This window comes from Rhizobium anhuiense bv. trifolii, assembly GCF_024346605.1.
Taxonomy (GTDB): Bacteria; Pseudomonadota; Alphaproteobacteria; order Rhizobiales; family Rhizobiaceae; genus Rhizobium; species Rhizobium anhuiense.
The window spans coordinates 769,242-792,831 of the sequence record NZ_CP098803.1; the positions used below are offsets into that span (position 1 = coordinate 769,242).

Consider the following 23,590-nt stretch of genomic DNA (forward strand, 5'->3'; position numbering starts at 1 on the left):
TGCCGATTATCCCAAAATATCCGGAGATTTCCGAATGACCCGTGCGCAATGTAGTTGCGGTGGACTCACCGTTACACTCTCGCAGCAGGCAAGATTGGTCGTTGCATGTCATTGTTTCGATTGCCAGCGCAGAACTGGCAGTCCATTCGGCGTCGGTGTGTTTTATCCCTCGGACTCCGTCGCCGTTTCGGGAAGCCAGCGTGAATTTAACCGGTCAGCCGCAAGCGGTGGAAAGATCCGCAACTATTTTTGCCCGAACTGCGGGTCTACGGTCTTTTGGAGGGCCGACAACCTGCCAGGTTTTACCGGTGTTGCCATCGGTGCGTTGGCAGACCCGCGATCTCCGGCTCCTGCCCTGTCCATCTTTGAACAATCAAAACATCACTGGCTTCATATCGACGGCGCCGTTGAGCATTTCCAACAAAGCAGCGCGACAAAGAATTCCAAGTAAGACCCGTCGAACCGTCAGCGCCGTTGCGAAAGTCTGGCGCTGACATGGTCTGCGGCGAGCATCTCGGCCGGGGCCGGCCTGCCGAGCAGATAACCCTGGCCGATGTCGCAGCCCAAATCCTGAAGCCGCTGAAGCTGGCTCTCCTCTTCGATGCCTTCGGCCGTGATCGTCACGCCAAGTCCGGCGCCGAGAGCGATGATGGCCTTGATCACCTTGTCCTGCTTGTCGTTGGTTTCGAATGAAGCGACGAAACTCCTGTCGATCTTGATCTTGTCGAACCGGTAGTTGGAGAGTTGCGAGAGGCTGGAATAGCCCGTTCCAAAGTCGTCGAGGGCAATCCTGACACCGGCGTTCACCAGATCGTCGAGCACGATACGTGCCGTGACGGCGTCCTGGATGATGGCGCTTTCGGTCACTTCGAGCTCGACCCTGTGCGCGGGCAGACCGACATCGCCCAATATCTTGAGAATTCTGAGGCCCAGCAACCGGTCGCTCAACTGGATCGGGGAAAGGTTGAATGACAGGACGAGCTCACTTGGCCAGGAAAGCGCATCGGTGCAGGCGTGGCGAAGCAGTTGGTCGGTCAATTCGACGATCAGTCCGGCTTCCTCCGCCACGGGAATGAATTCGTTCGGCGGGATGAATTCGCCGGAAGCGGTCTTCCAGCGTGCCAGTGCCTCGAAGCCGATAATCTTGTTCGTCTTCAGGTCCACGAGCGGTTGATAGTAGGGAACGATCTCAGCCTTCCTGATGGCGGCTCTCAGATCGGCTTCCACCCGAATCCGTTTCGCCAACTCTTCCTGCATCGAAGGCACGAAGGGCTTCACCAGATCGCGCCCCTGCTTCTTGGCGACATACATCGCGCAGTCCGAATGTCGGATGACCTGGCTGAGGTCACCACCGTTCTCCGGATAAAGCGCGAAGCCGACACTGGCGCCGAGGTCGACGGCGACGCCATTGAAGGTGAAGGGCTTGCCGATCACGCTCACGATGCGGTTCCCCAAGGCGGCCAGATCGGGATTTCCCGTGCGTCGCGCCAGAACGACAAACTCGTCTCCACCAAGGCGGAAGACATGCTCACGCGGAAAGAGGGAGGAGAGCCGTTGCGCAACGGCCTTCAGCACCGCATCACCGTGATCGTGCCCCAAGAGGTCATTGATCTTCTTGAAGCCGTCGAGATCGATGCTGAACACGGCATAGGCCTCTTGGCCCCTCTGATCGCTCATCGACTGCGCGCAGACGGATTCCAGAAATCTGCGGTTCGGCAGTTCGGTCAGCGTGTCGTGACAGGCAATCCAGTCCACGTTCTTTTCGGCCTGCAGCCTGCGATGAACCTCCCTCGAGAGATCACGGATCCGCAGTGCGGAATAGATCAGCCCGAGAAACCCCGAGATATTCAGGGCAAGGAGCGCGTGGTCCAGCGGATAGTCATGATGCTTCTCGATGAACGCATCCAGCCCCTCATGCCAGTGGAAGAACCACGACAGGCAGAAGAGAAGCAGGAAGACCGCGAGCCAGACAAGGATCTCCACCTGGGGTCTGGTCGGTTGGACGCGAGGCATATGAACAGGCTCCTGTTGTGCGAAGAGCCCTCATGGCCAGTTTGGAGAACCGCATCGTCCCCGACATGTTTCAATCAACAGCCGGCACGGCTGCTGCTCGTGTCACCGGATGCCGGCGACCAATGGGCAACTTCACGGCATCGGCGTCCTAGGCCGTGATCGAAGACCGCCACAACTCATTCGGGCGGAATTAAGAAAGTCGGGCATTACCGTCGTCGATAAAGCCGCGCAGGTCCGTAAGTCGTTTGTGACCCTTGAAGGTTAATGGCGGGTTGCATTGAAGAACGGGCGGGCGTTTCGATGCGTGAAACGGATATTTCTCCCGCAAATCGGATGAGGCTTTACCAGGCCGGGAAAATCCCGCTTGACGACTTTGATTAATCAGCCGCTTCCACGATGCATTACCTCGCTTCAACGGAAACCATGAATTAGACATCGGCGCCTTTTCATAGGCCGGATTGTCAAGGCAATTTCGATTGGTGGAGCGAGGTGAGTTGGGCTTTTGCTTCAGCGAGGACGTTGTTCGTCATTCGAAGGTAGAGTGATGTGCCCGTCTGTTCGAATAGCGGCTTGACGCCTTCAGCTAAATTGACCGCCTCGTCCAACATCGCGATCCTCTCGTTTTTCGGAATCGAAGGAAGCTCTGCCTTTGCATAGTGCTGCAGGGTCCGCGCAAGTTTCATATTCATATAGGCGGAAGCGTCTTGCGAATTCTGCTTTTCCGTTATCGCGTATGCGTCACGATGAAGCTTCAACGCTTTCTGAAATCCAGCTTCCTGCTGGCTCAGTTCGGCTAGGAGTAGCGTGTCATCGCCAAGGTTCGCCATGTTTTCCCAGCTGGGGCCGTCCTTGTCTAATTTTCTGGCTATTTCAAATGCCTGACTATTGAATTTTACAGCCTTTTCAGCGTCTGTGCGCTGCTGGGTATCCGATGCGATGCGTCCGTATGCTGTGCCAAGTTTGCTATAGATGTATCGCAATTCACGTTCATCGGTGCTGTTTTCAAATTTGCTCAGCCACTCCTCCAGCGGCTTCACACCCCGCCTAGCGTGAGCGCTTCCGTTTCCTGGATTGAGCTCATTGGCATAGCCCAGCGTTGCAGAAAAGTCCTCAGCAAAGTCGAGCTCCGCTTCTTTGTCTGGATCTTTGATGCCTTTGTGTTCACGTTCCAATAGTTCTGCAGAACGCAACAGCAGGGTCTCGTTGGATTTCCAGCGCCCAAGCTCTTCCAGAGCCTTGGGCATTCCGCTTGGTACGAACCTATCGCAGTCGGTCCGACCGGCAAGCGGGCACAGGGCCAACAGCGCTTCACCAGATTCAGCTTTCATGGCAGAGCCAAACAGGAAGGGTGGATAATAACCGGTAGAGGCACCGCTCGCATTATTTGCGATCCAAAGGCTATCGAGAGCAGAGAAGGCTTCTTTCGCAGCATCCGGCGCAGCCGCATCCAGTGCGGCTCTCAGCATCGAGATTGCCAGGACCGCGCGCCTGTTTCGATCGGTTTCGTTGTCGGAAAGAGAATAAGTATACTCCTCGTCCGCGTCGCCAAGGATCATGGCCAACCAGATACGTTTTTGGCTTATCTCAGCTGCGCTGCCCGTTGAAATGTTGCCGCAGGCGTCTAGAAGCTCTTCTGCGGCATCCGCATTGGATTTTGTCATTTCCCGTAGTTCGATGCAGAGGTCGGCATCTCCGGCATAGGAGAATTTGTCTAGCAAGGGCGTCGCAATATGCGCCTCGCGCCCTGAAGCATCCTTGTAGATCCTGGAAGGCGGCGTTTCGCTCGCCGGTGGGATGCCGTCTGGCTTGATAGGGGTAGACAATCGAGTTTCTGTCGGGAGCGCCATGTAGGCGGCGGCAACGAGCACGCAAGCAATCACCAGGCGCTCCTTCATTTGATTTTCCCAAACCAGTTCGACGCACACAGATGATCGATCAATCGACACTCCCGGATTCCACATGTCTTACGGCGTTGAGCGCTTGACACCCAACCGCTTCATCACCCGGTAGATCGTCGTCCGCGATAGGGCGCGAGGCGCTGCACGGAAAGAGATCAGACAACACTATTGCAGATCCAGGTTGTGAAAGTCTAACTTTTGTTTGAGGTTTTGCGACTGAGCGACGGCTAATGAAGCCGATCCCGACTGGAATTTCCCATCACCGAACGGCGGTTTTCACCCGACCGTAGAAATCCTCAGGCTTCTTCGGCGCCGATCCTGAGCGGCCTTTGCCAACCGGTCGTTCTAAAGTTCCGCCTCTCGCAGCAGCTCGTCCAGGCGGGTGGCCCATTCCTTGTTGCCATCTCTGAAAGGACCAAGCGCATCGCCGGCAGCTTCGGGAAAGTCGCTGGCCGCCGTAGCAAAGCGGCGAGCCTGCTCACGATGTCCCGCGGCCGCATGGCAACACGCCTGAATGCGCAGAAGCGCCGGCCAGTCAGGCCGCGCCTTTAACGCCGTACGCCCCGTTTCGAGCGCGCTCTCCACGTCGCCCGAAAACAACAATGCAAGCATCAAGAGGCCGAACCAAACCCCATTCTGCGGATCATGGGGGTTGAGTTCGAGGCCGCGAGCCAGGGGCTTGCGCGCACCGGCGGCATCACCCGAAAAAAGACGGGCCATGCCGAGGACGAGATAGCCCAACGCGAAACTCGAACCGAGTTCGATGGACCGTTCCGCTGCGAGGATCGCCTGGTCAGCCCTGCCTGTATAGGCCGACACAATCGCCAGCGCATAGTGCGAATACGGGTTTCGCGCGTCGAGATAGATCGCGCGCAGCGCCGCATCCAAACCCTCCTTCCCGTCCGCGGCGGGGTTATCGGTCCAGCCGTAGGCAATGAGGCCCGCATTGACCCGCGCCCGCCAGATCTGCGCCTCCGGCAGCAGGGGATCGAGCTCCGTGGCCTCGCGGAAAAATCGCCGGGCCATGAGGTGGGTGGACTGCGTGACCTTGTGGAAATGGAATGTGCCTTGCCGGACAAGATCCCAGGCAGTGATGTTGCCGGTGTGCGGAGCGACCTGAAGCCCATGGCGCAACAGCAGCTCGGGCTCGACCGCCGCTGCAATCCGTTCGGCGATGGCGTCTTGCACCGCAAATACCTCGGCCACCTGAAGATCGTAATGTTCGGACCAGACGGTGGCGCCTTTCGCGACGTCGGCGAGGTGCACCGATATTCGTATCCGATCGCCGGCATGCCGAACAGCTCCATCCACCAGAAAATCGACGCCAAGTTCGTGCGCGATAGATTGCTGATCGCTCGAGCCATTCCTCCTTGTGAAACTCGCCCCACGTGACGCGACGCGGAACCATCTGAACCGGACGAGCGCCATGATCAGGTCGTCGGTGATGCCGTCGGCCAGATACTGTCTTTCAGCATCGCCGCCGAGATTCTCGAACGGCAGTACCGCAATCGCCGGGATCGAACTGGTCTGCGCATGCCATCCGCTATCGGCTGCATCGGTCCGGCTCTCCACCGGACCGGAGAATCTGTAGCCGACCCGCGGAACCGTGACGATCCATCCGCTGCCGTCTGATGCGGGGCCGAGCAGCTTGCGAAGGGCGGCAATCTGAACGGAAAGATTGCTTTCCTCGACGGCCAATCCCGGCCACGCGGCATCCATCAAGGCCGACTTGGAGACGACACCCCCCTGTGCCGAAAGCAGAACGGCAAGCAGCGAAGCACCTCGGGCGCCGATAGCGACAGGCCTATTGTCGCGAAACAGGCATCCGTTCTCGGCAATGAACTCGAAGTGGCCGAAGGCAAGGTGCTGGGTGTTCATGGCCGGGAATGATACCGCGATTTCGCAGCTTTTCGGAAACTTTTCGGCCCCGCTTCAGGACTTGCGCCGGCTGAACGCGCAGTCTGCTCCAGTGCAGCGGTTGAAGTGGTGAAAGCGATGAAGAACGAAGCAACGCAACCGAAAAATCCGCATCTGTTAGCCGCGAAAGTCGTACGCGGGAGCGGCAGCCATGTCGCCGAGCAGGGGTCTGTCTATCGCTCGGGCGTCTCGGCGGAAAGCGTCGGATCAACCATGCTGTGGCTCGGGACGATTTCGCTACCCGCAGGCGGACGAACCAGGGCCCATCGCCATGAGGGACACGAGACGGCCCTTCTCATGACCGCGGGTCACGAGATCGAGATCTGGTCGGGGTCGAGGCTCGAACAGTGCGAATTGGTCCACGCCGGCGACTATCTTTTCATTCCGTCCGGCGTTCCCCATGTGGCCGTCAATCGCTGCACCGAAAACGCCGAGTTCCTCGGTGCCCGCAATGACCCCGCCGCCAACGAGAGCGTCGTTCTGATGCCGGAGCTCGATGACATCCTACCTTGATCATGCCGGGAGGTGCACCATGGCCATCATCGAACACCGTCTGGCCGACATGGGTCTGGAATTGCCCGAGCCTTTGAAAGTTCGCGAAGGGCTGCGAATGCCCTTCGTCTGGGTTCGGGTGCGCGGCAACCGCGCCTACATTTCCGGTCACGTCGCGTGCAACCGCGATGGGACATTGGCAGCCCCGCTTGGCAAGGTCGGAGCGGAGGTCTCGCCAGAGCAGGGTTACGCGTCGGCCCGGCTCGTTGCCCTGGCCCACCTCGCCAGCCTCAAACGTGCTATCGGAGACCTTGATCGGGTCACGGCTTGGCTGCGCGTCTTCGCCATGGTGAATGTTGCTCCGAGTTTTAATGAGACGCCGCTGGTCACAAACGGCTATTCCGATCTGATACTGGAGCTGTACGGGCCAAACATTGGCGCCCACGCCCGCTCGTCCATCGGCATGGCCATCCCTTTAAATGCGCCCGTAAACTGTGAAGCGGAAGTCGAAATTGACGGGTGACCGCTAGAAGACGAACGGATCCACCCCGGCCGCCGCCTTGGCACCCGCCTCCCTCGGATAAATCACCCCCTTGCGCAAGATGATATTGGCATAGAGCCTCGGCTCGCCGGTCTGGATCACCGCATGAGCGGTTTTCACCCGACCGTAGAAATCCTGGCCGATCAGCGGCACCACCTGCCGGTGCGGCTCGTGGTGGGCGCAGCAGTCGATCATCTCCTCATGCACGGGGTCGAGCTTGTCGCGCTCGGCCTTGACGGTCGAGCGGAAGATCGCCTCGGGAACGAAATCGTCGATCGGCAGCACGCTGAGCACGGCGTTGAGCACCGGGATGAGGTGGTGGCCGTCGAGCCGGATCAGCCGGCGTGCATGTTCGACGCCCGGATAATTGCCGTCGACGATGGCGATCTCGTCGCCGTGACCCATGGCACGAAGCGTAAAAAGCAGCTCCGGGCTCAACAGCGGATCAAGTCCTTTCAGCATGGTCTACCTCCTTGAAGAGTACGTTCTGGTCGGTGAGGTAACGCGCGAAGATCGGCAGGCTGGCGCCGCCGATGGCGCGCGCCTGGGCGCCGACCGCGCCCTCGATGATTTCGGGCATGACGACGCCCTGCAGGTCGAGCTTGGCGGCTTCGTCGATGGTGGCCTGCACCACGCGGCTGCGCACCCAGCCGGGAAAGCCGCCGTCGATGACGGCCGCGCTGAAATCGAGAATCGAGGCGGCCGCGACGATCGCCTGTGCCAGCGCCTTGGCGCTATCCTGGATCCAGCTTTCCATCGGCTCGCCGAAATCCACCCAGTCGTCGGCCGAATACCAGAGCGGCTCGGGATCGATGCCGCGCTCGCGCAGCATGTTTTCGAGCACGAAGATCGAGGCGATCTCGAGCAGCTGCTTGGTCTCGCCATTCTTGCCGCGCACGGGCAGCGGCCCGATCGCGCCCGCCGTGCCGGTGCGGCCGGAAAAGATCGCCGAGTTCAGGACGATGCCGCCGCCGATGAAGGAGCCGATGAAGAAATAGACGAAATCGGGATAGGACGGCCCGACGCCGAAGACGAGTTCGGCGCCGCAGGCGCTGGTCGCATCGTTCTGCATGAAGACAGGGTGGGCGACGCGTTCGGCGATGTCGGCCTGCAGGTCGATATCCCGCCAGACCTCCATGGCACCCGGCGGCGCCCCCACCTCTTCGGCCCAGTTCCAGAGCTCGAAAGGCGCGGCGATGCCGAGGCCGGCAATGCGGCCGCGCTGCTTGTCCTCGAGCCGGTCTTCGAGTTCGCGGATGCCCGATGTGACGAAGGCGAGGATTTCATGCGGCAGCGGATAGGCATAGGTCCTATGCAACTGCATGCGAATGCGGCCGACGAAATCCATCAGCACCAGATCGGCGCTGCGCCGGCCCATCTTCAGGCCGAAGGAATAGACGGCGTCGGGATTGAGATGCATCGGGATCGACGGCTGGCCGACACGGCCGCGCACCGGTTCCCCGCGCGACAGCAGCCCTTCCTTCTCCAGGACCCGCATGATGACGGAGACGGTCTGCGCCGACAGGCCGCTGCGGCGTGCGATATCGGCCTTCGACAGCGCGCCGTAGAGACGCACCAGCGACAGCACGAGCCGTTCGTTATAGGCCCGCACCCTGACCTGGTTCGCACCTCCGGCCGGATTCAGAATTGGTGGCGGGACCGGTATATTCGCCGGTCCATCCAAGGACGACATGGCCGCTCCTCCCGATTGTTGGCCTATGCCCTAATTCGATTGAGCATGCCACATCGAATTAATAATTCAATTGGATTTATTTATTGACAAGCCGATTTCTTTTCGCTCTTAATTGCCGTCGTCAAGGGCACGGGACCGCTGGGAGGCATTAGCGATCCACGGCGAAGTGTCATATCTTAAGATTCCGGCCCCGCAGGGGCGGCGCCGGCAAACTCTGGGAGGAGTTCCATGAAGAAATCTGTTCTCGCTTTCGGCGCGCTCGCGCTTGGTGTCACTTTTTCCGCTCCTGTCATGGCGGCTGACGTTGCTGCCTGCCTGATCACCAAGACCGACACCAACCCCTTCTTCGTCAAGATGAAGGAAGGTGCGACGGCCAAGGCCAAGGAACTCGGCGTGTCGCTGAAGTCCTATGCCGGCAAGATCGACGGTGACAGCGAAAGCCAGGTCGCCGCCATCGAAAGCTGCATCGCCGACGGCGCCAAGGGCATCCTGCTCACCGCTTCCGACACCAAGGGCATCGTCTCGTCGGTCAAGAAGGCGCGTGATGCCGGCCTGCTGGTCATCGCGCTCGACACGCCGCTCGAGCCGGCCGATGCCGCCGACGCCACCTTCGCCACCGACAATCTGCTCGCCGGCAAGCTGATCGGCCAGTGGGCCAAGGAAACGCTGGGCGACAAGGCCAAGGACGCCAAGGTCGGCTTCCTCGACCTGACCCCGTCGCAGCCGACGGTCGACGTTCTGCGCGACCAGGGCTTCATGATCGGCTTCGGCATCGACCCGAAGAACCCGGACAAGATCGGCGACGAAGATGACAAGCGCATCGTCGGCCATGACGTGACCAACGGCAATGAAGAAGGCGGCCGCAAGGCCATGGAAAACCTTCTCCAGAAGGATCCTGGCATCAACGTCATCCACACGATCAACGAACCGGCCGCTGTCGGCGCCTATCAGGCGCTGAAGGCTGTCGGCATGGAAAAGAACGTGCTGATCGTATCGGTCGACGGCGGTTGCCCGGGTGTGAAGTCGGTCAAGGAAGGCGTCATCGGCGCCACCTCGCAGCAATATCCGCTGCTGATGGCGTCGCTCGGTATCGAGGCGATCAAGAAGTTCGCCGATAGCGGTGAAAAGCCGAAGCCGACCGAAGGCAAGTCCTTCTTCGACACCGGCGTTTCGCTCGTCACCGACAAGCCGGTCTCCGGCGTCAAGTCGATCGACACCAAGGAAGGCACCGACAAGTGCTGGGGCTGAGCCCGCTTTATTGAAAGCAGACCGGCCGGGGCTTGATCCCCGGCCGTTTTCGACGGACGATGTGCCGTCGCCTCACGAACCGGCTAAGCAAAGACCGGAAGGATATCGGTGACGGCCCCCGCGCGAGTTCGGCGCGCGGATGCGGAGGAGGAACCATGACCGGAACACAGGAATTCGAACGCGTTCTCGACGGCAGCGACAAGAGCGTTGCCTCCTTCGAGCACCAGGACGTCTCGCTGATCAAGCGCGCCCAGCATTTTCTGCACTCGACGCCGGCCGCCGTGCCGCTGATCGTGCTGGTGCTGGCAATCATCATCTTCGGCATCGCCATCGGCGGACGGTTCTTCTCGTCCTACACGCTGACGCTGATCCTGCAGCAGATCGCCATCGTCGGTATTCTCGGCGCCGCCCAGACGCTGGTGATCCTGACTGCCGGTATCGATCTTTCGATCGGCGTCATCATGGTGATCTCGGCCGTCATCATGGGCAATGTCGCCATCACCTACGGCATACCGACACCGATCGCGGTCGCAGCCGGCATGCTTGTCGGCGGCCTGTGCGGATTGCTGAACGGCTTCCTCGTCGCCTACATGAAACTGCCGCCGTTCATCGTCACGCTCGGCACCTGGAATATCGTCATGGCGACGAATTTCATCTATTCCGCCAATGAGACGATCCGCGACACCGACGTCGACGAACAGGCGCCGCTGCTGCATCTTTTCGCCATGAGCTTCAAAGCCGGCACCGCCGTGCTGACGCTGGGCGTCATCGCCATGGTGCTGCTCGTCCTGCTGCTCTGGTATGTGCTCAATCACACCGCCTGGGGCCGGCATGTCTATGCGGTCGGCGACGATCCGGAAGCGGCCAAGCTCTCCGGCATCCAGACCAAGAAGGTGCTGCTTACCGTCTATACGATTTCGGGCGTCATCGCCGCCTTCGCCGCCTGGGTCTCGATCGGCCGCAACGGCTCGATCTCGCCGTCCTCGGCGGTCACCGACTATAACCTCCAGGCGATCACCGCGACCGTGATCGGCGGCATCTCGCTCTTCGGCGGCCGCGGCTCCATTCTCGGCACGCTGTTCGGCGCGATGATCGTCGGCGTCGTGTCGATGGGCCTCAATATGCTCGGCGCCGACCCGCAATGGAAAGTCCTCTTGACGGGCGTGCTGATCATCGCCGCCGTCGCCATCGATCAGTGGATCAGAAAGGTTTCGGTGTAATCATGGCTCGCGAACCCCTTCTCACCGCCCGCGGTCTCGTCAAGCGCTACGGCCGCGTGACCGCCCTCGACAATGCCGATTTCGACCTCTATCCGGGTGAAATCCTCGCCGTCATCGGCGATAACGGCGCCGGCAAGTCCTCGCTGATCAAGGCGATCTCGGGCGCCGTCACCCCGGACGAGGGGGTGATCACGCTCGAAGGCCGGCAGGTGCAGTTCCGCTCGCCGATGGAAGCGCGCGAGGCCGGCATCGAGACCGTCTATCAGAACCTCGCTCTGTCGCCGGCGCTGTCGATCGCCGACAACATGTTTCTCGGCCGCGAGATCCGCAAACCGGGCGTGCTCGGCTCGATGTTCCGCATGCTCGACCGGCCGGCCATGGAGAAGCTCGCGCGCAACAAGCTCTCCGAACTCGGCCTGATGACCATCCAGAACATCAACCAGGCGGTGGAAACGCTCTCCGGCGGCCAGCGCCAGGGTGTCGCGGTCGCCCGCGCTGCGGCCTTCGGCTCGAAGGTCATCATCATGGACGAACCGACGGCAGCCCTTGGCGTCAAGGAAAGCCGCCGCGTGCTGGAACTGATCCTCGACGTCAGAGCCCGCGGCCTGCCGATCGTGCTGATCTCCCACAACATGCCGCATGTGTTCGAGGTGGCCGACCGGATCCATATCCACCGCCTCGGCCGGCGTCTCACGGTGATCGATCCGAAGGAATACACCATGTCCGACGCCGTCGCCTTCATGACCGGCGCCAAGGCGGTGCCGACGGAGACCGTCGCGGCATGACGGCACGCATCGACGAAATCGCCGGCGCAGTTCTTGACCGCGCCGGCAACTCCAGGCGTTTCCTGGTCGCCATCGCCGGGCCGCCGGGTGCCGGCAAATCGACCATGGCCGACAATCTGGCCAACGCCCTGAAGGCGAAAGGCGAGCGTGTCGCGGTGCTGCCCATGGATGGTTTCCACATGGACAATGCCATTCTCATCGAACGCGGCCTGCTTGCCCGCAAGGGCATTCCGGAAACCTTCGATGTGCGCGGCTTCCTGGATATCGTCCGCGCGGTTCGCCCCGCAGATCAGGAAGTCCTCGTCCCGGTCTTCGATCGCTCGCGCGAGCTTGCGATTGCCTCTGCCCGCCCGATCTCTCCCGAGGATCGTTTCATCATCATCGAGGGCAATTATCTGCTCTTCACGCAGGGCAAATGGGCTGAACTCGACGGCATCTTCGACTACACGATCATGCTCGCCCCGCCGATCGAGGTGCTGGAAGAGCGCCTTTGGGATCGCTGGCGCGGTTATAAGCTGACCGAGGAAGCCGCCAGCGCCAAGGTCTACGGCAACGACCTGCCGAACGGCCGGCTGATCCTCGAAAACCGCCGCCCGGCCGATGTGACGCTGGAGATCGCGCTGGCGTGATCCCGTGCGGCACGCATGGAAAAAGAGCGAAAGCGCGTCGCATGAATCAATTTCAATGCGAGGCGCTAATGCATGTCGCCCGGAAGTGTGCTGCGGTTCAGGGGTAACGACATGCATGAAAAAAAGAGCGAAAGCGCGTCGCATGATTCAATTTCAATGCGACGCGCTTTAGTGCTATCGAGGCCGCAGACGCATCGCTTCGGAGGCCTGCCATGCAATCGATCACCATCCGCCGTCCTGACGACTGGCACCTGCATCTGCGCGATGGCGCCATGCTGGAAGGCGTGATCGCCGATACGAGCCGCACCTTCGCCCGCGCCATCATCATGCCCAATCTCGTGCCGCCCGTTGTCACCACCACTGACGCCAGGGCCTATCGCGAGCGTATCCTCAAGGCGCTGCCGGACGGCCATCGCTTCCAGCCGCTGATGACACTTTACCTCACCGAGCATACCAGTCCCGATGACGTGGAGGAGGGGGCTGCGAGCGGCCTCATCACCGCCGTCAAGCTTTATCCCGCCGGCGCCACGACCAATTCGCATGGCGGCGTGCGCGATATGGAAAAGGCGATGCCGGTGCTGGAACGCATGGCGAAGATCGGCCTGCCGCTCTGCGTCCATGGCGAGGTGACGACGCCTGAGGTCGATATCTTCGATCGTGAGGCCGTCTTCATCGACACCGTGCTCGATCCGCTGCGGAAGCGTCTGCCGGAACTGAAGGTGACGATGGAGCATGTCACGACAGCAGATGGCGTCGATTACATCAAGGCCGCCAAATTAAATCTCGCCGGCTCGATCACCACCCATCACCTGATCATCAACCGCAACGCCATCCTGGTCGGCGGCATCCGCCCGCATTATTACTGCCTGCCGGTCGCCAAGCGCGAGAACCACCGGCTGGCCTTGCGTGCGGCCGCCGCAAGCGGTGACGGCCGCTTCTTCCTCGGCACCGATTCCGCCCCGCATGTCGATCCGCTGAAGGAATGCGCCTGCGGCTGCGCCGGCATTTACACCTCGGTCAATACGATGAGCTGCCTTGCCCATGTCTTCGAGCAGGAGGGCGCGCTGGAGCGGCTCGAAGCCTTCACCTCGCTGAACGGGCCGGCCTGGTACGGGCTTCCGCCGAACGAGGAGCGCATTACGCTCACACGGCAGGCCGAGCCGGTCGTCTTTCCCGCGAAGATTGAAACCGGCGCCGGTTCGGTGACGGTGTTCGATCCGATGTTTCCCCTGCATTGGCAGGTGGTGTAGTAGGTATAGGTTTTCAGAATTCAATTTTAAATGGAATATTCATCTTAAGTTTCGGCGTGACGTTAAACGCGTAACATTTGCATTGTGCAGTGCATCATTTGTTAACGGATGCATAAGACATTCCTCGCTGCGAACCCCAGAAGCTGCCACATCCGGCACTGGAATAGCTGCGGAGACTGAAGAGCATGATGCTTGACTACAACTCCCTTTTGCTAGCGCTCGGCGTCTCCGCGGCGTGCCTTGCCGTGACACTGATGGGCAGCTGGATTGTCCGCCGGGCGGAAACGGTGCTGCTCACCGCCACCGTCGGCCTGGTCCTCGTCGTTAGCGGCATTTTTGTCTACAGCGCCTATGTCAATACCCCGGAGACATGGTTGGGCGTCGCCAACTTCGTGCTGTTTCATGCCGGTTTTGCTACCATCTGGGGGGCCGGCCGGCAGTTCCTCACCGGCCGTCCGTCCGTTCCGGCCATCGCGATCCGCGCCCTTGCGGCGATGGTCTTCTCCGTCGTGCCGATGCTGTTGGGTTATGACGGCCTCGCCTTCATCGCCGACAATATCGCCATTGCTCTTTTGCTCTTTGCCACCGCCCGGCAATATTGGCTCGCGCGCGCCGAGGCGCCGGCCCCGCTCCTCGGCATCACCGCGCTTTACACGCTGACCGCAATCTCCTTCGTCCTCTGCGCCGCCGTGCTGATCTCCGACGGAAAGCTGGTGCTCGGCAAGGCCCCCAGCAACTGGGCCGAAGATCTGAGTCTCGCCGTCTGCATCGCCGGCATGACCGGGATCGGCGCGCTGTCGCTGGCGCTGCATCAGTGGCGGCTCGCCGCTCGCCATCGCCTCGAGGCGATCACCGATCCGCTGACCGGCCTGCTCAACCGCCGCGCCCTGTTCGACGAGTACGGCACGCGCCCGATGGGCAACACCACCGCCGTCATCGTCTTCGATATCGATCATTTCAAATCCGTCAACGATCGCTTCGGCCATGCCGTGGGCGACAGCGTGATCAGGGCCTTCGCCGCCGAACTCGCCGCCCATTGCCGCGCCGGAGATATTGCCGCCCGGCTCGGCGGCGAGGAATTCGCGCTGGTACTGAAGGAGATCATGCCCGGCCGGGCGGAATTGGCGGCCGAGCGCATCCGCCGCGCCTTCGAAGCGCGCGAGATCCAGATCGACAACGAAGTGCTGACATGCACGGTCAGCGTCGGCGTTGCGCCCGGCCGCTCGAACAGCCTGGATTTCGACGCCATGCTGAGTGCCGCCGACAAGGCGCTCTACGTCGCCAAGCGCGGCGGCCGCAACCGGGTCGAGCTTGCCGGCCACCTGCAGGCGATTCCATCGCGCACCGCGTCTTGATTCCTGACCGGTGCTTTCATAACATCGACCTCGGCCGGATGCGGCCAGCCGCCCCGCGACGCTCGACGTTTGACACTTTGGCGTTATGGTGAATGCATCCAGAAAACATCCTTCACATCCCTTGCCGTTTGGCGATCGATGGCGAACGGGTCAGCAGACGCGGGCACTGATCTTCCTGTTTGCCGCCAACGGAAGGATGACATCATGCGCGATTTTCGCGACGCCAAGCTCATGGCAAAAACCTTGCGGCAGGCTCTCGCCGACCGCGACATTTCGCTGACCCACAGCGAGACTCTCGAAATCGTCGCCCGCCAGTTCGGGCTCGACCAATGGAACATCCTCTCGGCCAAGATCGATGCGGCGGGCGCTTCCTCCGCCATCGGCATCGAGCCGCCGATGCCGATCTTCCGGATCTTCTCGGTCGAGAAAGCGATGGAATTCTATTGCGGATTCCTCGGCTTTCATCTCGATTGGGAGCACCGTTTCGGCGAGAACTTCCCGCTCTATTGCCAGGTCTCGCGCGACGGCATGGCGCTGCATTTGAGCGAACATTCCGGCGACGCCAGCCCCGGCGCCAAAGCCTTCGTCCGTGTCGCCAATATCCGGGCCTACCACGCCGAACTCGCCGGCAAGGACTACCGCTACATGAAGCCCGGCGTCGAGGAAGCGCCGTGGGGATTGGAGATGACGGTCATCGATCCTTTCAGCAACCGCATTGCCTTTTGCGAGCAGAAGTAGACGAGGGGCGGCTTGGCTCCCTCCTCTCCCCAGCGGTGAGAAGGTGGCCCGAAGGGTCGGATGAGGGGGCGCACGGCACACCCTATATGTTGCCCTTCGCTTACGCTCCGTGCATTCGCGGCCTTGCCGCTCACCCCCTCAACCGCCTGCCGGCACCGACCGGGGTCGAGCCGCGGGTCTCGACCCGTCCTTCGGACCCCCGCCGGGGAGAAGGGACGTGTGGCAGACGCGCCGCCTAGACAATCATCAGCGCCCGCACGAATGCCACCGAGGCGAGCAGCGAGGCGATCGTCCGCACATGGTTCCACCATGTCCAGTCCCTGAGATAGGTGGTCCAGAGCTGAACCGCCTCCGCCCCGCTGCCGCCGACCTTATCAAGCGCATCGTTCATCGGCACGTTGAAGATGATGGTCGAGAGGAATGAGGCGACGACATAGAGGGTCGCACCTGCGAGCATCAACACGGATGCCCCGCCGCGCCAGTCGATCACCGCCAGCACCGCGATGACGATGCAGAGGATTGCCGTCGGCACGAAAAGGCCCATGAAGGGCGAGCGGACGATCGTGGCGTTGATCGAGTTCATCGCCGCGATGCCCTGTTCCGCCGGGATGCGCGAGAAGGCGGTCATGATGAAGGTCGAGAAGGCGAAGAAGATGCCAGCGACGAGGCCGCTGCCGATTGCCGCGGCGGCGAGGGAGAGGGTGAGAACGATCTGCATGGTCAGGCGCTCCATATTCCGCTTGTCGCCGCTCGGCGGGCATATTGGCTGAAATCGGTGGCAGGGCGGCCGAGGATCTCGGCGACACCGCCCATCACCTTGGAATTGCGCCCGTCGAGCACCTGGCCGAACAGTTCCTCCAGAAGATCGATCAGGCCTTGGGGCAGGCCGGCTGCCGCAAGCCCGCCGGTGAAATCCGCCATCGACACCTGCTTATATTCGATCGGCTGCCCAGTGGCCGCGGCGATCTCGGCGACCGCCTGTCGGAAGGTCAGTGCCCGCGGGCCGGTCAGTTCGTAAACCTTGTTGCGATGGCGGGGATCGGTCAAGGCGGCGACGGCGGCATCGGCGATGTCGTCGGCATCGATGAACGGTTCGCTGATCTCGCCTGCCGGCAATTGCAGCCGGCTGCCGATGATCTGCTCGACAAAGGCGCCCTCACTGAAGTTCTGGCAGAACCAGGAGGCGCGCAGGATGGTGGTGTCAATGCCGGACGCCTTCAGCGCTGCCTCGCTGCGTTGCGCGCCCTCTTCGCCGCGGCCGGAAAGCAGCACGATATGCGCAAGGCCACAGTCGACCGCGACCTTGGCGAGTGCGCCGATCGCCTCTGCCGCCCAGGCGACGGAAAGATCCGGCTGGAAGGCGACATAGGCGCTCGATGCGCCATCAAGCGCCTCGCGCCAGGTCGACCTGTCCTCCCAATCGAAGGGACGGGCGCTGGAGCGTGACGCCGCGCGAACGTTGAGCCCGCGCGCTTCCAGGCGCTTGGTGATGCGGCCGCCGGTCTTTCCCGATCCACCGACGAGGACGATTTCGGAATTCTGCATGTCGAAGCTCCTTCCTTGATCAAAACAAGAGAAACTCTCTCATTTGCAAAATGAGATAAACTCTCTTATTTTCTTTGTCAACTTGGAAAGGGAGCAGACGATGTCGGAGCAGCCGGTCGCAACGCGCAGGCGCCAGCAGGAGCATAGCGGCCAGCTGCGCCGGATCCCCAGCCAGCAGCGCGGCCGTGAGCGCTTCGAAAAGATCCTCGCCGTCGCCTCCGAGCTGATCGAAAGCCATGGCAGCGACGGCTTGAAAATGAGCGAGATCGTCGAAAAGGCCGGCCTTTCCTTTGGCGCCCTCTACCAATATTTCCCCGACAAGAGCTCGATCATCCGGACATTGGCCGAGCGTTTCAACGAAGAGGGCAGGCGGTGCGTCGAGGCGGAATTGGCGAAGGTCACCGATGCTGCCGGGCTGCAAGGCGCGCTCGCCACGATCGTTGACGAATATTACGGCTTCTTTCGCCGCGAGCCCGTCATGCGCGACATCTGGCATGCGACCCATACCGACAAGCTGCTGCAGCAGGTCGATGCCGAGGACATGGAATTTCATGCCCAGGCATTTCTCGCCGTGCTCGTCCGCCTATGGCCGGATCGCGACCGCAAGGAACTGCTGGCGATCGCCCGGCTGACGATGCAGCTGCTTGCCGCCGGCGTGCGATATGCGGTTTCGCTCGATGCGGAGGAGGGCGCCCAGGCGATCGCCCTGTTCAAGAAGATGCAGATCGCCGATATCGGTCGTCTGCTGCGGTAATTGGCTCGCCTTTCGTCTGGAAACGTCGGGCTCTTGCTGCTATTCCCGCAAGGACCCAAGCCGAAGGAGAGCCGCATGATCCAGACCACATTTCCCGACCGCGCCGTGATGGCCGAACTGGTGGCCAAGATGCTCTGGGAAATCAAGGCGGTGCATTTCAATGCCGCCCAGCCTTACAAACTCGCCTCCGGCATGGCGAGCCCGGTTTATATCGATTGCCGCAAGCTGCTTTCCTTCCCGCGCATCCGCTCGACGGTGATGGATTTCGCCGCCAGCACCCTGCTGCGCGATGCCGGCTTCGAGCAGTTCGATTGTATCGCCGGCGGCGAGACCGCCGGCATCCCCTTTGCCGCGTTGCTGGCTGACCGCCTCGGCCTGCCGATGATCTATGTCCGCAAGCAGCCGAAGGGCCATGGCCGCAATGCCCAGATCGAAGGCAACATGCCGGAAGGCTCGCGCGTGCTCGTCATCGAAGATCTGACGACAGCCGGCGGCAGCATGTTCAAGTTCATCGACGCGGTTCGTGCCGCCGGCGGCATGGTCGATCACGGCATTGCGCTGTTCTTCTACGGCATCTTCGGCGAACAGCGCTTTACCGACGGCAAGGTCCGGCTGCATCACATCGCCAGCTGGCGCAATGTTCTGGCCGTCGCCAAGGCGCAGAAGCTCTTCGACGACAAGACGCTGACGGAGGTCGAGGCCTTCCTTGATGCGCCGCTGGCCTGGTCGGGCAGGAATGGTGGGGTTAGTGAGCTTTCGCTCTAGCCAGTTGACAAAAGCTCACTTAATCGATTGATGGACATATCAGTGCTGTTGGGAGGAATACGATGATTTTGTGCTGCGGCGAAGCCTTGATCGACATGCTGCCGAGGGACACGACGCTCGGCGAAAAGGGCTTTGCGCCCTATGCCGGCGGCGCGATTTTCAACACCGCGATCGCGCTCGGCCGCCTCGGCATCCCCACCGCCTTCTTCACCGGCATTGCCGATGACATGATGGGCGAAATCCTGCTCGAGACGCTGAAGGCGAGCAATGTCGATTACAGCCCGTGCGCCATCACGCCGCGTCCCTCGACCATCGCCTTCGTCAAGCTGGTCAATGGCCAGGCGACCTATGCCTTTTACGACGAGGGCACGGCCGGCCGGATGATCACCACGGCCGACCTGCCTGTTCTGGGCGATGATTGCGAAGCCTTGCATTTCGGCGCCATCAGCTTGATCCCCAGCCCCTGCGGCGAAACCTACGAGGCGCTTCTCGACCGCGAAGCCGCAAGCCGCGTCATCTCGCTCGATCCGAATATCCGTCCCGGTTTCATCAAGGACAAGCCGTCGCATATGGCCCGCATCAAGCGCATGGCCGCCAAATCAGACATCGTCAAATTCTCCGACGAGGACCTCGAATGGTTCGGCTTGGAAGGCGACCACGATACGCTCGCCGCCCACTGGCTTGCCCACGGCGCCAAGCTCGTCGTCATCACCAAGGGTGCGGAAGGTGCTTCCGGTTATACCAAGGAGCGTAAAGTCACGGTCCCGAGCCAACGCGTCACCGTCGTCGACACGGTCGGCGCCGGCGACACCTTCGATGCCGGCATCCTGGCTTCCTTGAAGATGGATGGTCTGCTGACCAAGCCTCAGGTCGCCTCGCTCGACGAAAAGGCACTCCACAACGCCCTGACCCTCGGCGCCAAAGCCGCCGCCGTCACCGTCTCCCGCGCCGGCGCCAATCCGCCCTGGGCGCATGAGATCGGGCTTTAACCCTCGCGCCGGGGACGGTGCGAGGCTTTTTGCGATGACGGCTGGACGCTGATCGATCAGGCGATTGTCCGGGGAAGTTCGGGAGCGGTCACCAGGTCCCGCAAGAAGTTTTCGCACCAAAGCGAGACGTCGTGAGAGAGCAGATGCTCCATCATCACGCTCCAGCGTTCGCGGCGCTCCCCAAGCGACATGGCAAGGCCCTTGGCAATCGCATTGGCAGTGCCTTCGACATCGTAGGGATTGACCAGCAGCGCACCCTTCAGCTCCCGAGCCGCGCCGGCGAAGCGCGATAACACCAGGACGCCCGGGCGATCCGGGTTCTGGGCGGCGACATATTCCTTGGCGACGAGATTCATGCCGTCGCGCAACGGCGTGACCAGCCCGATCGTCGCCAGGCGATAGAGGCCGGCGAGCACGGTGCGGTTGATCGAACGGTTGACATAGCGGATCGGCACCCAGTCGACCGTCCCGATGGCGCCGTTGACGCGGCCAGCCTGCTCGGCGACCATCTTCTGCATATGCTCGTATTCGGGAACTTCCGATCGCGACTTCGGCGTGATCTGCAGATAGGTGACCTTGTTCTGATAGGCGGGATTGCCGGTGAGGAAGCGTTCGAACGCTTCCAGCCGCTGAATGATGCCCTTGGAATAATCGAGCCGATCGACCCCGATGATCATGTCGCGGCCCTCGATGCTGCGCCGGGTCTTCTGCACCATGACATTGTCTGCGGCGCTCTCGGCGAAGTCGGCGAAGCCCGCGGTTTCGATCCCGATCGGATAGGCGCCCGCCTTGAATATCCGCCCATGTGAATCGAACGATCCATTTCCGAGGTCGTCGCCAATGCCTTCCCTTCGGAGATACCCGGCGAAGTTCTGGAGGTCGTAGTCCGTCTGGAAGCCGACGAGATCGTAATGCGAGAGCCCGCGCATGATTTCTTCATGGACCGGCATCGTGACGAGAATGTCGGCCGGCGGCCAGGGAATGTGCAGGAAGAAGCCGATCCGGTTCTTCAGCCCCATTTGGCGCAGTTCGGCGGCCAGCGGAATGAGGTGGTAGTCATGAACCCAGATGATGTCGTCCGGCTCGATCATCGGCGCCAGCCGGTGCGCGAAAAACCGGTTGACGCGGAAATAGCCGGCCATTTCCTTTCGGCCATATTCGGCGAGGTCGAGGCGGTAGTGACAGATGGGCCAGAGAACACGGTTTGCAAATCCGCGATAATATTCCTCGACGTCGGTGTCGGTGAGATCGGTCAGCGCATAGGTGATGTTACCCTTCTGCAGTTGCGACAGCGGGCCAGGCTCCCTGTCTCCGCTCGATTCTCCCGACCATCCCATCCAGATGCCGCCGCGCGCCTGCAGGGCTGCCTGCAGCGCGACGGCCAGGCCGCCGGCCGCGGCGCTCCCATCCTTGGCCGGCATGGGAACACGATTGGAAACGACGATAAGACGGCTCATGAATTTCCTTTGGTGAAGATGGATCGTGAAAACGCTCTATGGTGAGCGTCGAGGGCAATCTCCCGAGCTGGGCGCGAAAGAGCCGATCCGGACGCGAGTGGCCCGGCGCATACGCCAGCGGAAACAATAAAACGGGGCATCGCCCCCGGCTTGTAGGCCATGTCGTCGGAAGTACCCTGCGCACATATTTTGCTTGAATCTAGGGCGATGGCGGCAGATTGAAAGAATTCTTTCTAAAATTTTCTATTAGAAGAAAGTTCAATCCGGTTTTGCGCCACAGGCCCCATCGACAGGGATGCTTCAGGCAGGCCGTCATCAATTCACCATTTGCGGGCCGCAATGACCATGCTGGCGCCAATCCGCTCTGGGTGCATGAGATTGGTATGTAAGGCTAAAGCCCGCTTCGCCCCTCATCCGGCTGCGGCCACCTCCCCATCCCCATTGACGCTGCGTTTGGCAGGTCCCCTCGCCCCGTCAGAACGGGGAGAGGGTCAGGGTGAGGGGCAATCTCGCCCGCTTACTTCGCCAGCTTCGCCAGCGCCGCAACCAGGCCCTGCGTCGAGGAATCATGGCCTGCTGCACTTTCCTTGCCTTCGACGACCGGCAGCAGGCCGGTTGCCAGTTCCTTGCCGAGCTCGACGCCCCACTGGTCGAAGGAGTTGATGCGGAAAAGCACGCCCTCGACGAAGACGCGGTGTTCGTAAAGCGCGATCAGGCGGCCGAGGGCGTAGGGGGTCAGCTTGTCGTAGACAAAGGTGATCGATGGGCGGTTGCCGTTAAAGACGCGGTGCGGGGCGATGAAGTCGGCCTTCTTGTCGTCCATACCCTTGTCGGTCAGCTGCTTCTTGGCCTCCGCGAAGGTGCGGCCCTTCATCAGGGCTTCCGACTGGGCGAGAACGTTGGAGATGAGCAGCTGGTGCTGGTGACGCAGCTCCGGCTCGAAGGCATTGGCGGCGATCATGAATTCGGCCGGGATGATGCTCGTGCCCTGGTGGATGAGCTGGTAGAAGGCGTGCTGGCCGTTGGTGCCGGGTTCGCCCCAGACGACCGGGCCGGAATTGCCCTCGACCGGCGTGCCGTCGATGGTGACGCCCTTGCCGTTCGATTCCATGTCGAGCTGCTGCAGATAGGCCGGGAAGCGCGACAGGCGCTGGTCGTAGGGCAGGATGGCGCGGGTGGGGTAGCCCAGCACATTGCGGTGGTAGAAGCCGATCAGGCCGAGCAGCATCGGCAGGTTTTCGGTAATCGGCGCCTTACGGAAGTGATTGTCGACGGCATGGGCGCCATCGAGGAATTTGCCGAAATTCTCCGGCCCGACGGCGATCATCAGCGGCAGGCCGATCGCCGACCAGATGGAGTAGCGGCCGCCGACCCAGTCCCAGAAGCCGAAGACGCGGGCGCTGTCGATGCCGAAGGCAGCGACCTTGTCGAGCGCCGTCGAGACGGCGGCGAAATGGTGCTGCACGGCCGCTTCGCCGAGCGCCCTGGCGATGAAATTGCGCGCCGTCTGCGCATTGGTCATCGTCTCGACGGTAGTGAAGGTCTTCGAAGCGACGATGAACAGCGTCGTTTCCGGCTGCACCAGCTTCAGGATATCGGCGATATGGGCGCCGTCGATGTTGGAGACGAAATGCGCGCGCGGGCCGTCATGAAAGGGGGCAAGCGCCAGCGTCGCCATCACAGGGCCGAGGTCCGAGCCGCCGATACCGATATTGACGACGTCGGTGATCGCCTTGCCGGTGGCGCCCTTCAGCGCGCCGGAGCGGATCTCGTCGGCGAACTTGCCCATGGCGACAAGCACGGCATTGACGTCGGGCATGACGTCCTTGCCGTCGACCAGAACCGGCGTGTTGGAGCGGTTGCGCAGCGCGGTGTGCAGAACGGCGCGGTCCTCGGTGAAATTGATCGCCTTGCCCGAGAACATTTCCTCGCGCTTCTTTTCGACGCCGCCGTCTTCGGCAAGCTTCACCAGCAGCTTGAGGATATCGTCATTCACCGCCGTCTTGGAAAAATCCATCAGCAGGTCGTCAAGCGAAACGGAAAAACGCGAAAAGCGCTGCTGATCGGCGGCGAAGGCGGCACGAATATCGGTCGCCTTGGTGGCGTCAGCGGTGCTTTTCAGCTGTTCGACGATGGCGTTCATGGGAGGCTCCTTTGGAGGCGGAAAGGGTTGCGGAAACTATTCGCTTTATCACTCGCAAATCAAGTTCAGCCACCTGCCGAAATAGAAAAAAGCCACCCGCGGCGAGCGGATGGCCCTCAATTTCATTAGAGCGCCGCGCGTCCGAAAGACGTGCAAAG

22 protein-coding genes are annotated in these 23,590 nt (G+C 61.4%); 13 read left to right on the top strand and 9 right to left on the bottom strand.

Annotated features, from left to right (window positions below):
* The first annotated feature begins 34 nt into the window (after positions 1-34).
* The gene (locus NE851_RS12400) at positions 35-451 is read left to right on the top strand and encodes a GFA family protein (protein WP_254960711.1); all 417 of its coding nucleotides are present in this window, start codon (positions 35-37) and stop codon (positions 449-451) included.
* 14 nt (positions 452-465) lie between these two features.
* Here the strand turns inward: NE851_RS12400 and NE851_RS12405 are convergent, their stop codons facing one another.
* The 3 genes from NE851_RS12405 to NE851_RS12415 form a co-directional block, all read right to left on the bottom strand.
* Positions 466-2,013, bottom strand: a complete 1,548-nt coding sequence (locus NE851_RS12405; protein WP_254960713.1) for a putative bifunctional diguanylate cyclase/phosphodiesterase — start codon at positions 2,011-2,013, stop codon at positions 466-468.
* Positions 2,014-2,474: 461 nt separating this feature from the next.
* Positions 2,475-3,908, bottom strand: coding sequence for a hypothetical protein (locus tag NE851_RS12410; RefSeq protein WP_254960715.1), 1,434 nt, complete (start codon positions 3,906-3,908; stop codon positions 2,475-2,477).
* Positions 3,909-4,256: 348 nt separating this feature from the next.
* A complete protein-coding gene (locus NE851_RS12415) occupies positions 4,257-5,789 on the bottom strand; it encodes a winged helix-turn-helix domain-containing protein (RefSeq protein WP_028756135.1) in 1,533 nt (510 codons plus the stop codon).
* A gap of 117 nt (positions 5,790-5,906) precedes the next feature.
* Here NE851_RS12415 and NE851_RS12420 point away from each other — a divergent pair, with 117 nt between their 5' ends.
* Both NE851_RS12420 and NE851_RS12425 read left to right on the top strand, forming a co-directional pair.
* Positions 5,907-6,341, top strand: coding sequence for a cupin domain-containing protein (locus tag NE851_RS12420; protein WP_254960718.1), 435 nt, complete (start codon positions 5,907-5,909; stop codon positions 6,339-6,341).
* A gap of 19 nt (positions 6,342-6,360) precedes the next feature.
* Positions 6,361-6,843 (top strand): RidA family protein, encoded by a 483-nt coding sequence (locus tag NE851_RS12425; protein WP_254960720.1) that lies wholly within the window; start codon positions 6,361-6,363, stop codon positions 6,841-6,843.
* 3 nt (positions 6,844-6,846) lie between these two features.
* Here the strand turns inward: NE851_RS12425 and NE851_RS12430 are convergent, their stop codons facing one another.
* The gene (locus NE851_RS12430) at positions 6,847-7,323 is read right to left on the bottom strand and encodes an RbsD/FucU family protein (RefSeq protein ID WP_028756138.1); all 477 of its coding nucleotides are present in this window, start codon (positions 7,321-7,323) and stop codon (positions 6,847-6,849) included.
* Complete coding sequence (locus tag NE851_RS12435) at positions 7,307-8,554, bottom strand: ROK family transcriptional regulator (RefSeq protein ID WP_063474768.1); 1,248 nt, start codon at positions 8,552-8,554, stop codon at positions 7,307-7,309. The genes NE851_RS12430 and NE851_RS12435 overlap by 17 nt, the downstream gene beginning before the upstream one ends.
* Before the next feature lie 228 nt (positions 8,555-8,782).
* Here NE851_RS12435 and NE851_RS12440 point away from each other — a divergent pair, with 228 nt between their 5' ends.
* The 7 genes from NE851_RS12440 (at position 8,783) to NE851_RS12470 (ending at position 15,779) form a co-directional block, all read left to right on the top strand.
* Positions 8,783-9,802 carry a sugar ABC transporter substrate-binding protein gene (locus tag NE851_RS12440; protein ID WP_028756641.1) on the top strand — a complete coding sequence of 340 codons (1,020 nt, stop codon included), beginning with the start codon at positions 8,783-8,785 and terminating at the stop codon, positions 9,800-9,802.
* A gap of 155 nt (positions 9,803-9,957) precedes the next feature.
* Positions 9,958-11,022, top strand: coding sequence for an ABC transporter permease (locus NE851_RS12445; protein WP_028756640.1), 1,065 nt, complete (start codon positions 9,958-9,960; stop codon positions 11,020-11,022).
* 2 nt (positions 11,023-11,024) lie between these two features.
* The gene (locus NE851_RS12450; RefSeq protein WP_254960725.1) at positions 11,025-11,807 is read left to right on the top strand and encodes an ATP-binding cassette domain-containing protein; all 783 of its coding nucleotides are present in this window, start codon (positions 11,025-11,027) and stop codon (positions 11,805-11,807) included.
* A complete protein-coding gene (locus tag NE851_RS12455) occupies positions 11,804-12,436 on the top strand; it encodes a nucleoside triphosphate hydrolase (RefSeq protein WP_028756638.1) in 633 nt (210 codons plus the stop codon). Before NE851_RS12450 ends, NE851_RS12455 begins: the two co-directional genes overlap by 4 nt.
* Positions 12,437-12,648: 212 nt before the next feature.
* Positions 12,649-13,686: a dihydroorotase gene (gene pyrC, locus NE851_RS12460; protein ID WP_254960727.1), complete on the top strand. Its 1,038-nt coding sequence runs from the start codon at positions 12,649-12,651 to the stop codon at positions 13,684-13,686.
* 185 nt (positions 13,687-13,871) lie between these two features.
* Positions 13,872-15,041: a GGDEF domain-containing protein gene (locus NE851_RS12465; protein WP_028756636.1), complete on the top strand. Its 1,170-nt coding sequence runs from the start codon at positions 13,872-13,874 to the stop codon at positions 15,039-15,041.
* Positions 15,042-15,245: 204 nt separating this feature from the next.
* A complete protein-coding gene (locus tag NE851_RS12470) occupies positions 15,246-15,779 on the top strand; it encodes a glyoxalase superfamily protein (protein WP_028756635.1) in 534 nt (177 codons plus the stop codon).
* Positions 15,780-16,014: 235 nt separating this feature from the next.
* Here the strand turns inward: NE851_RS12470 and NE851_RS12475 are convergent, their stop codons facing one another.
* Complete coding sequence (locus NE851_RS12475) at positions 16,015-16,497, bottom strand: anthrone oxygenase family protein (protein WP_028756633.1); 483 nt, start codon at positions 16,495-16,497, stop codon at positions 16,015-16,017.
* Between the two features lie 2 nt (positions 16,498-16,499).
* Positions 16,500-17,324 (bottom strand): NmrA family NAD(P)-binding protein, encoded by an 825-nt coding sequence (locus NE851_RS12480; RefSeq protein WP_254960730.1) that lies wholly within the window; start codon positions 17,322-17,324, stop codon positions 16,500-16,502.
* Between the two features lie 100 nt (positions 17,325-17,424).
* Here NE851_RS12480 and NE851_RS12485 point away from each other — a divergent pair, with 100 nt between their 5' ends.
* The 3 genes from NE851_RS12485 (at position 17,425) to NE851_RS12495 (ending at position 19,832) form a co-directional block, all read left to right on the top strand.
* Positions 17,425-18,078, top strand: coding sequence for a TetR/AcrR family transcriptional regulator (locus NE851_RS12485; RefSeq protein WP_028756631.1), 654 nt, complete (start codon positions 17,425-17,427; stop codon positions 18,076-18,078).
* Positions 18,079-18,153: 75 nt separating this feature from the next.
* Complete coding sequence (locus NE851_RS12490) at positions 18,154-18,843, top strand: orotate phosphoribosyltransferase (RefSeq protein WP_254960733.1); 690 nt, start codon at positions 18,154-18,156, stop codon at positions 18,841-18,843.
* A 62-nt stretch (positions 18,844-18,905) separates the two neighbouring features.
* Complete coding sequence (locus NE851_RS12495) at positions 18,906-19,832, top strand: carbohydrate kinase family protein (RefSeq protein ID WP_254960735.1); 927 nt, start codon at positions 18,906-18,908, stop codon at positions 19,830-19,832.
* A gap of 56 nt (positions 19,833-19,888) precedes the next feature.
* Here NE851_RS12495 and otsA read toward each other — a convergent pair whose 3' ends face one another.
* Entirely contained in the window at positions 19,889-21,289 is a 1,401-nt protein-coding gene (gene otsA / locus NE851_RS12500) for an alpha,alpha-trehalose-phosphate synthase (UDP-forming) (protein ID WP_254960737.1), read from the bottom strand.
* Positions 21,290-21,806: 517 nt separating this feature from the next.
* The gene (pgi, locus tag NE851_RS12505) at positions 21,807-23,432 is read right to left on the bottom strand and encodes a glucose-6-phosphate isomerase (protein WP_028756627.1); all 1,626 of its coding nucleotides are present in this window, start codon (positions 23,430-23,432) and stop codon (positions 21,807-21,809) included.
* Between the last annotated feature and the right edge of the window lie 158 nt (positions 23,433-23,590).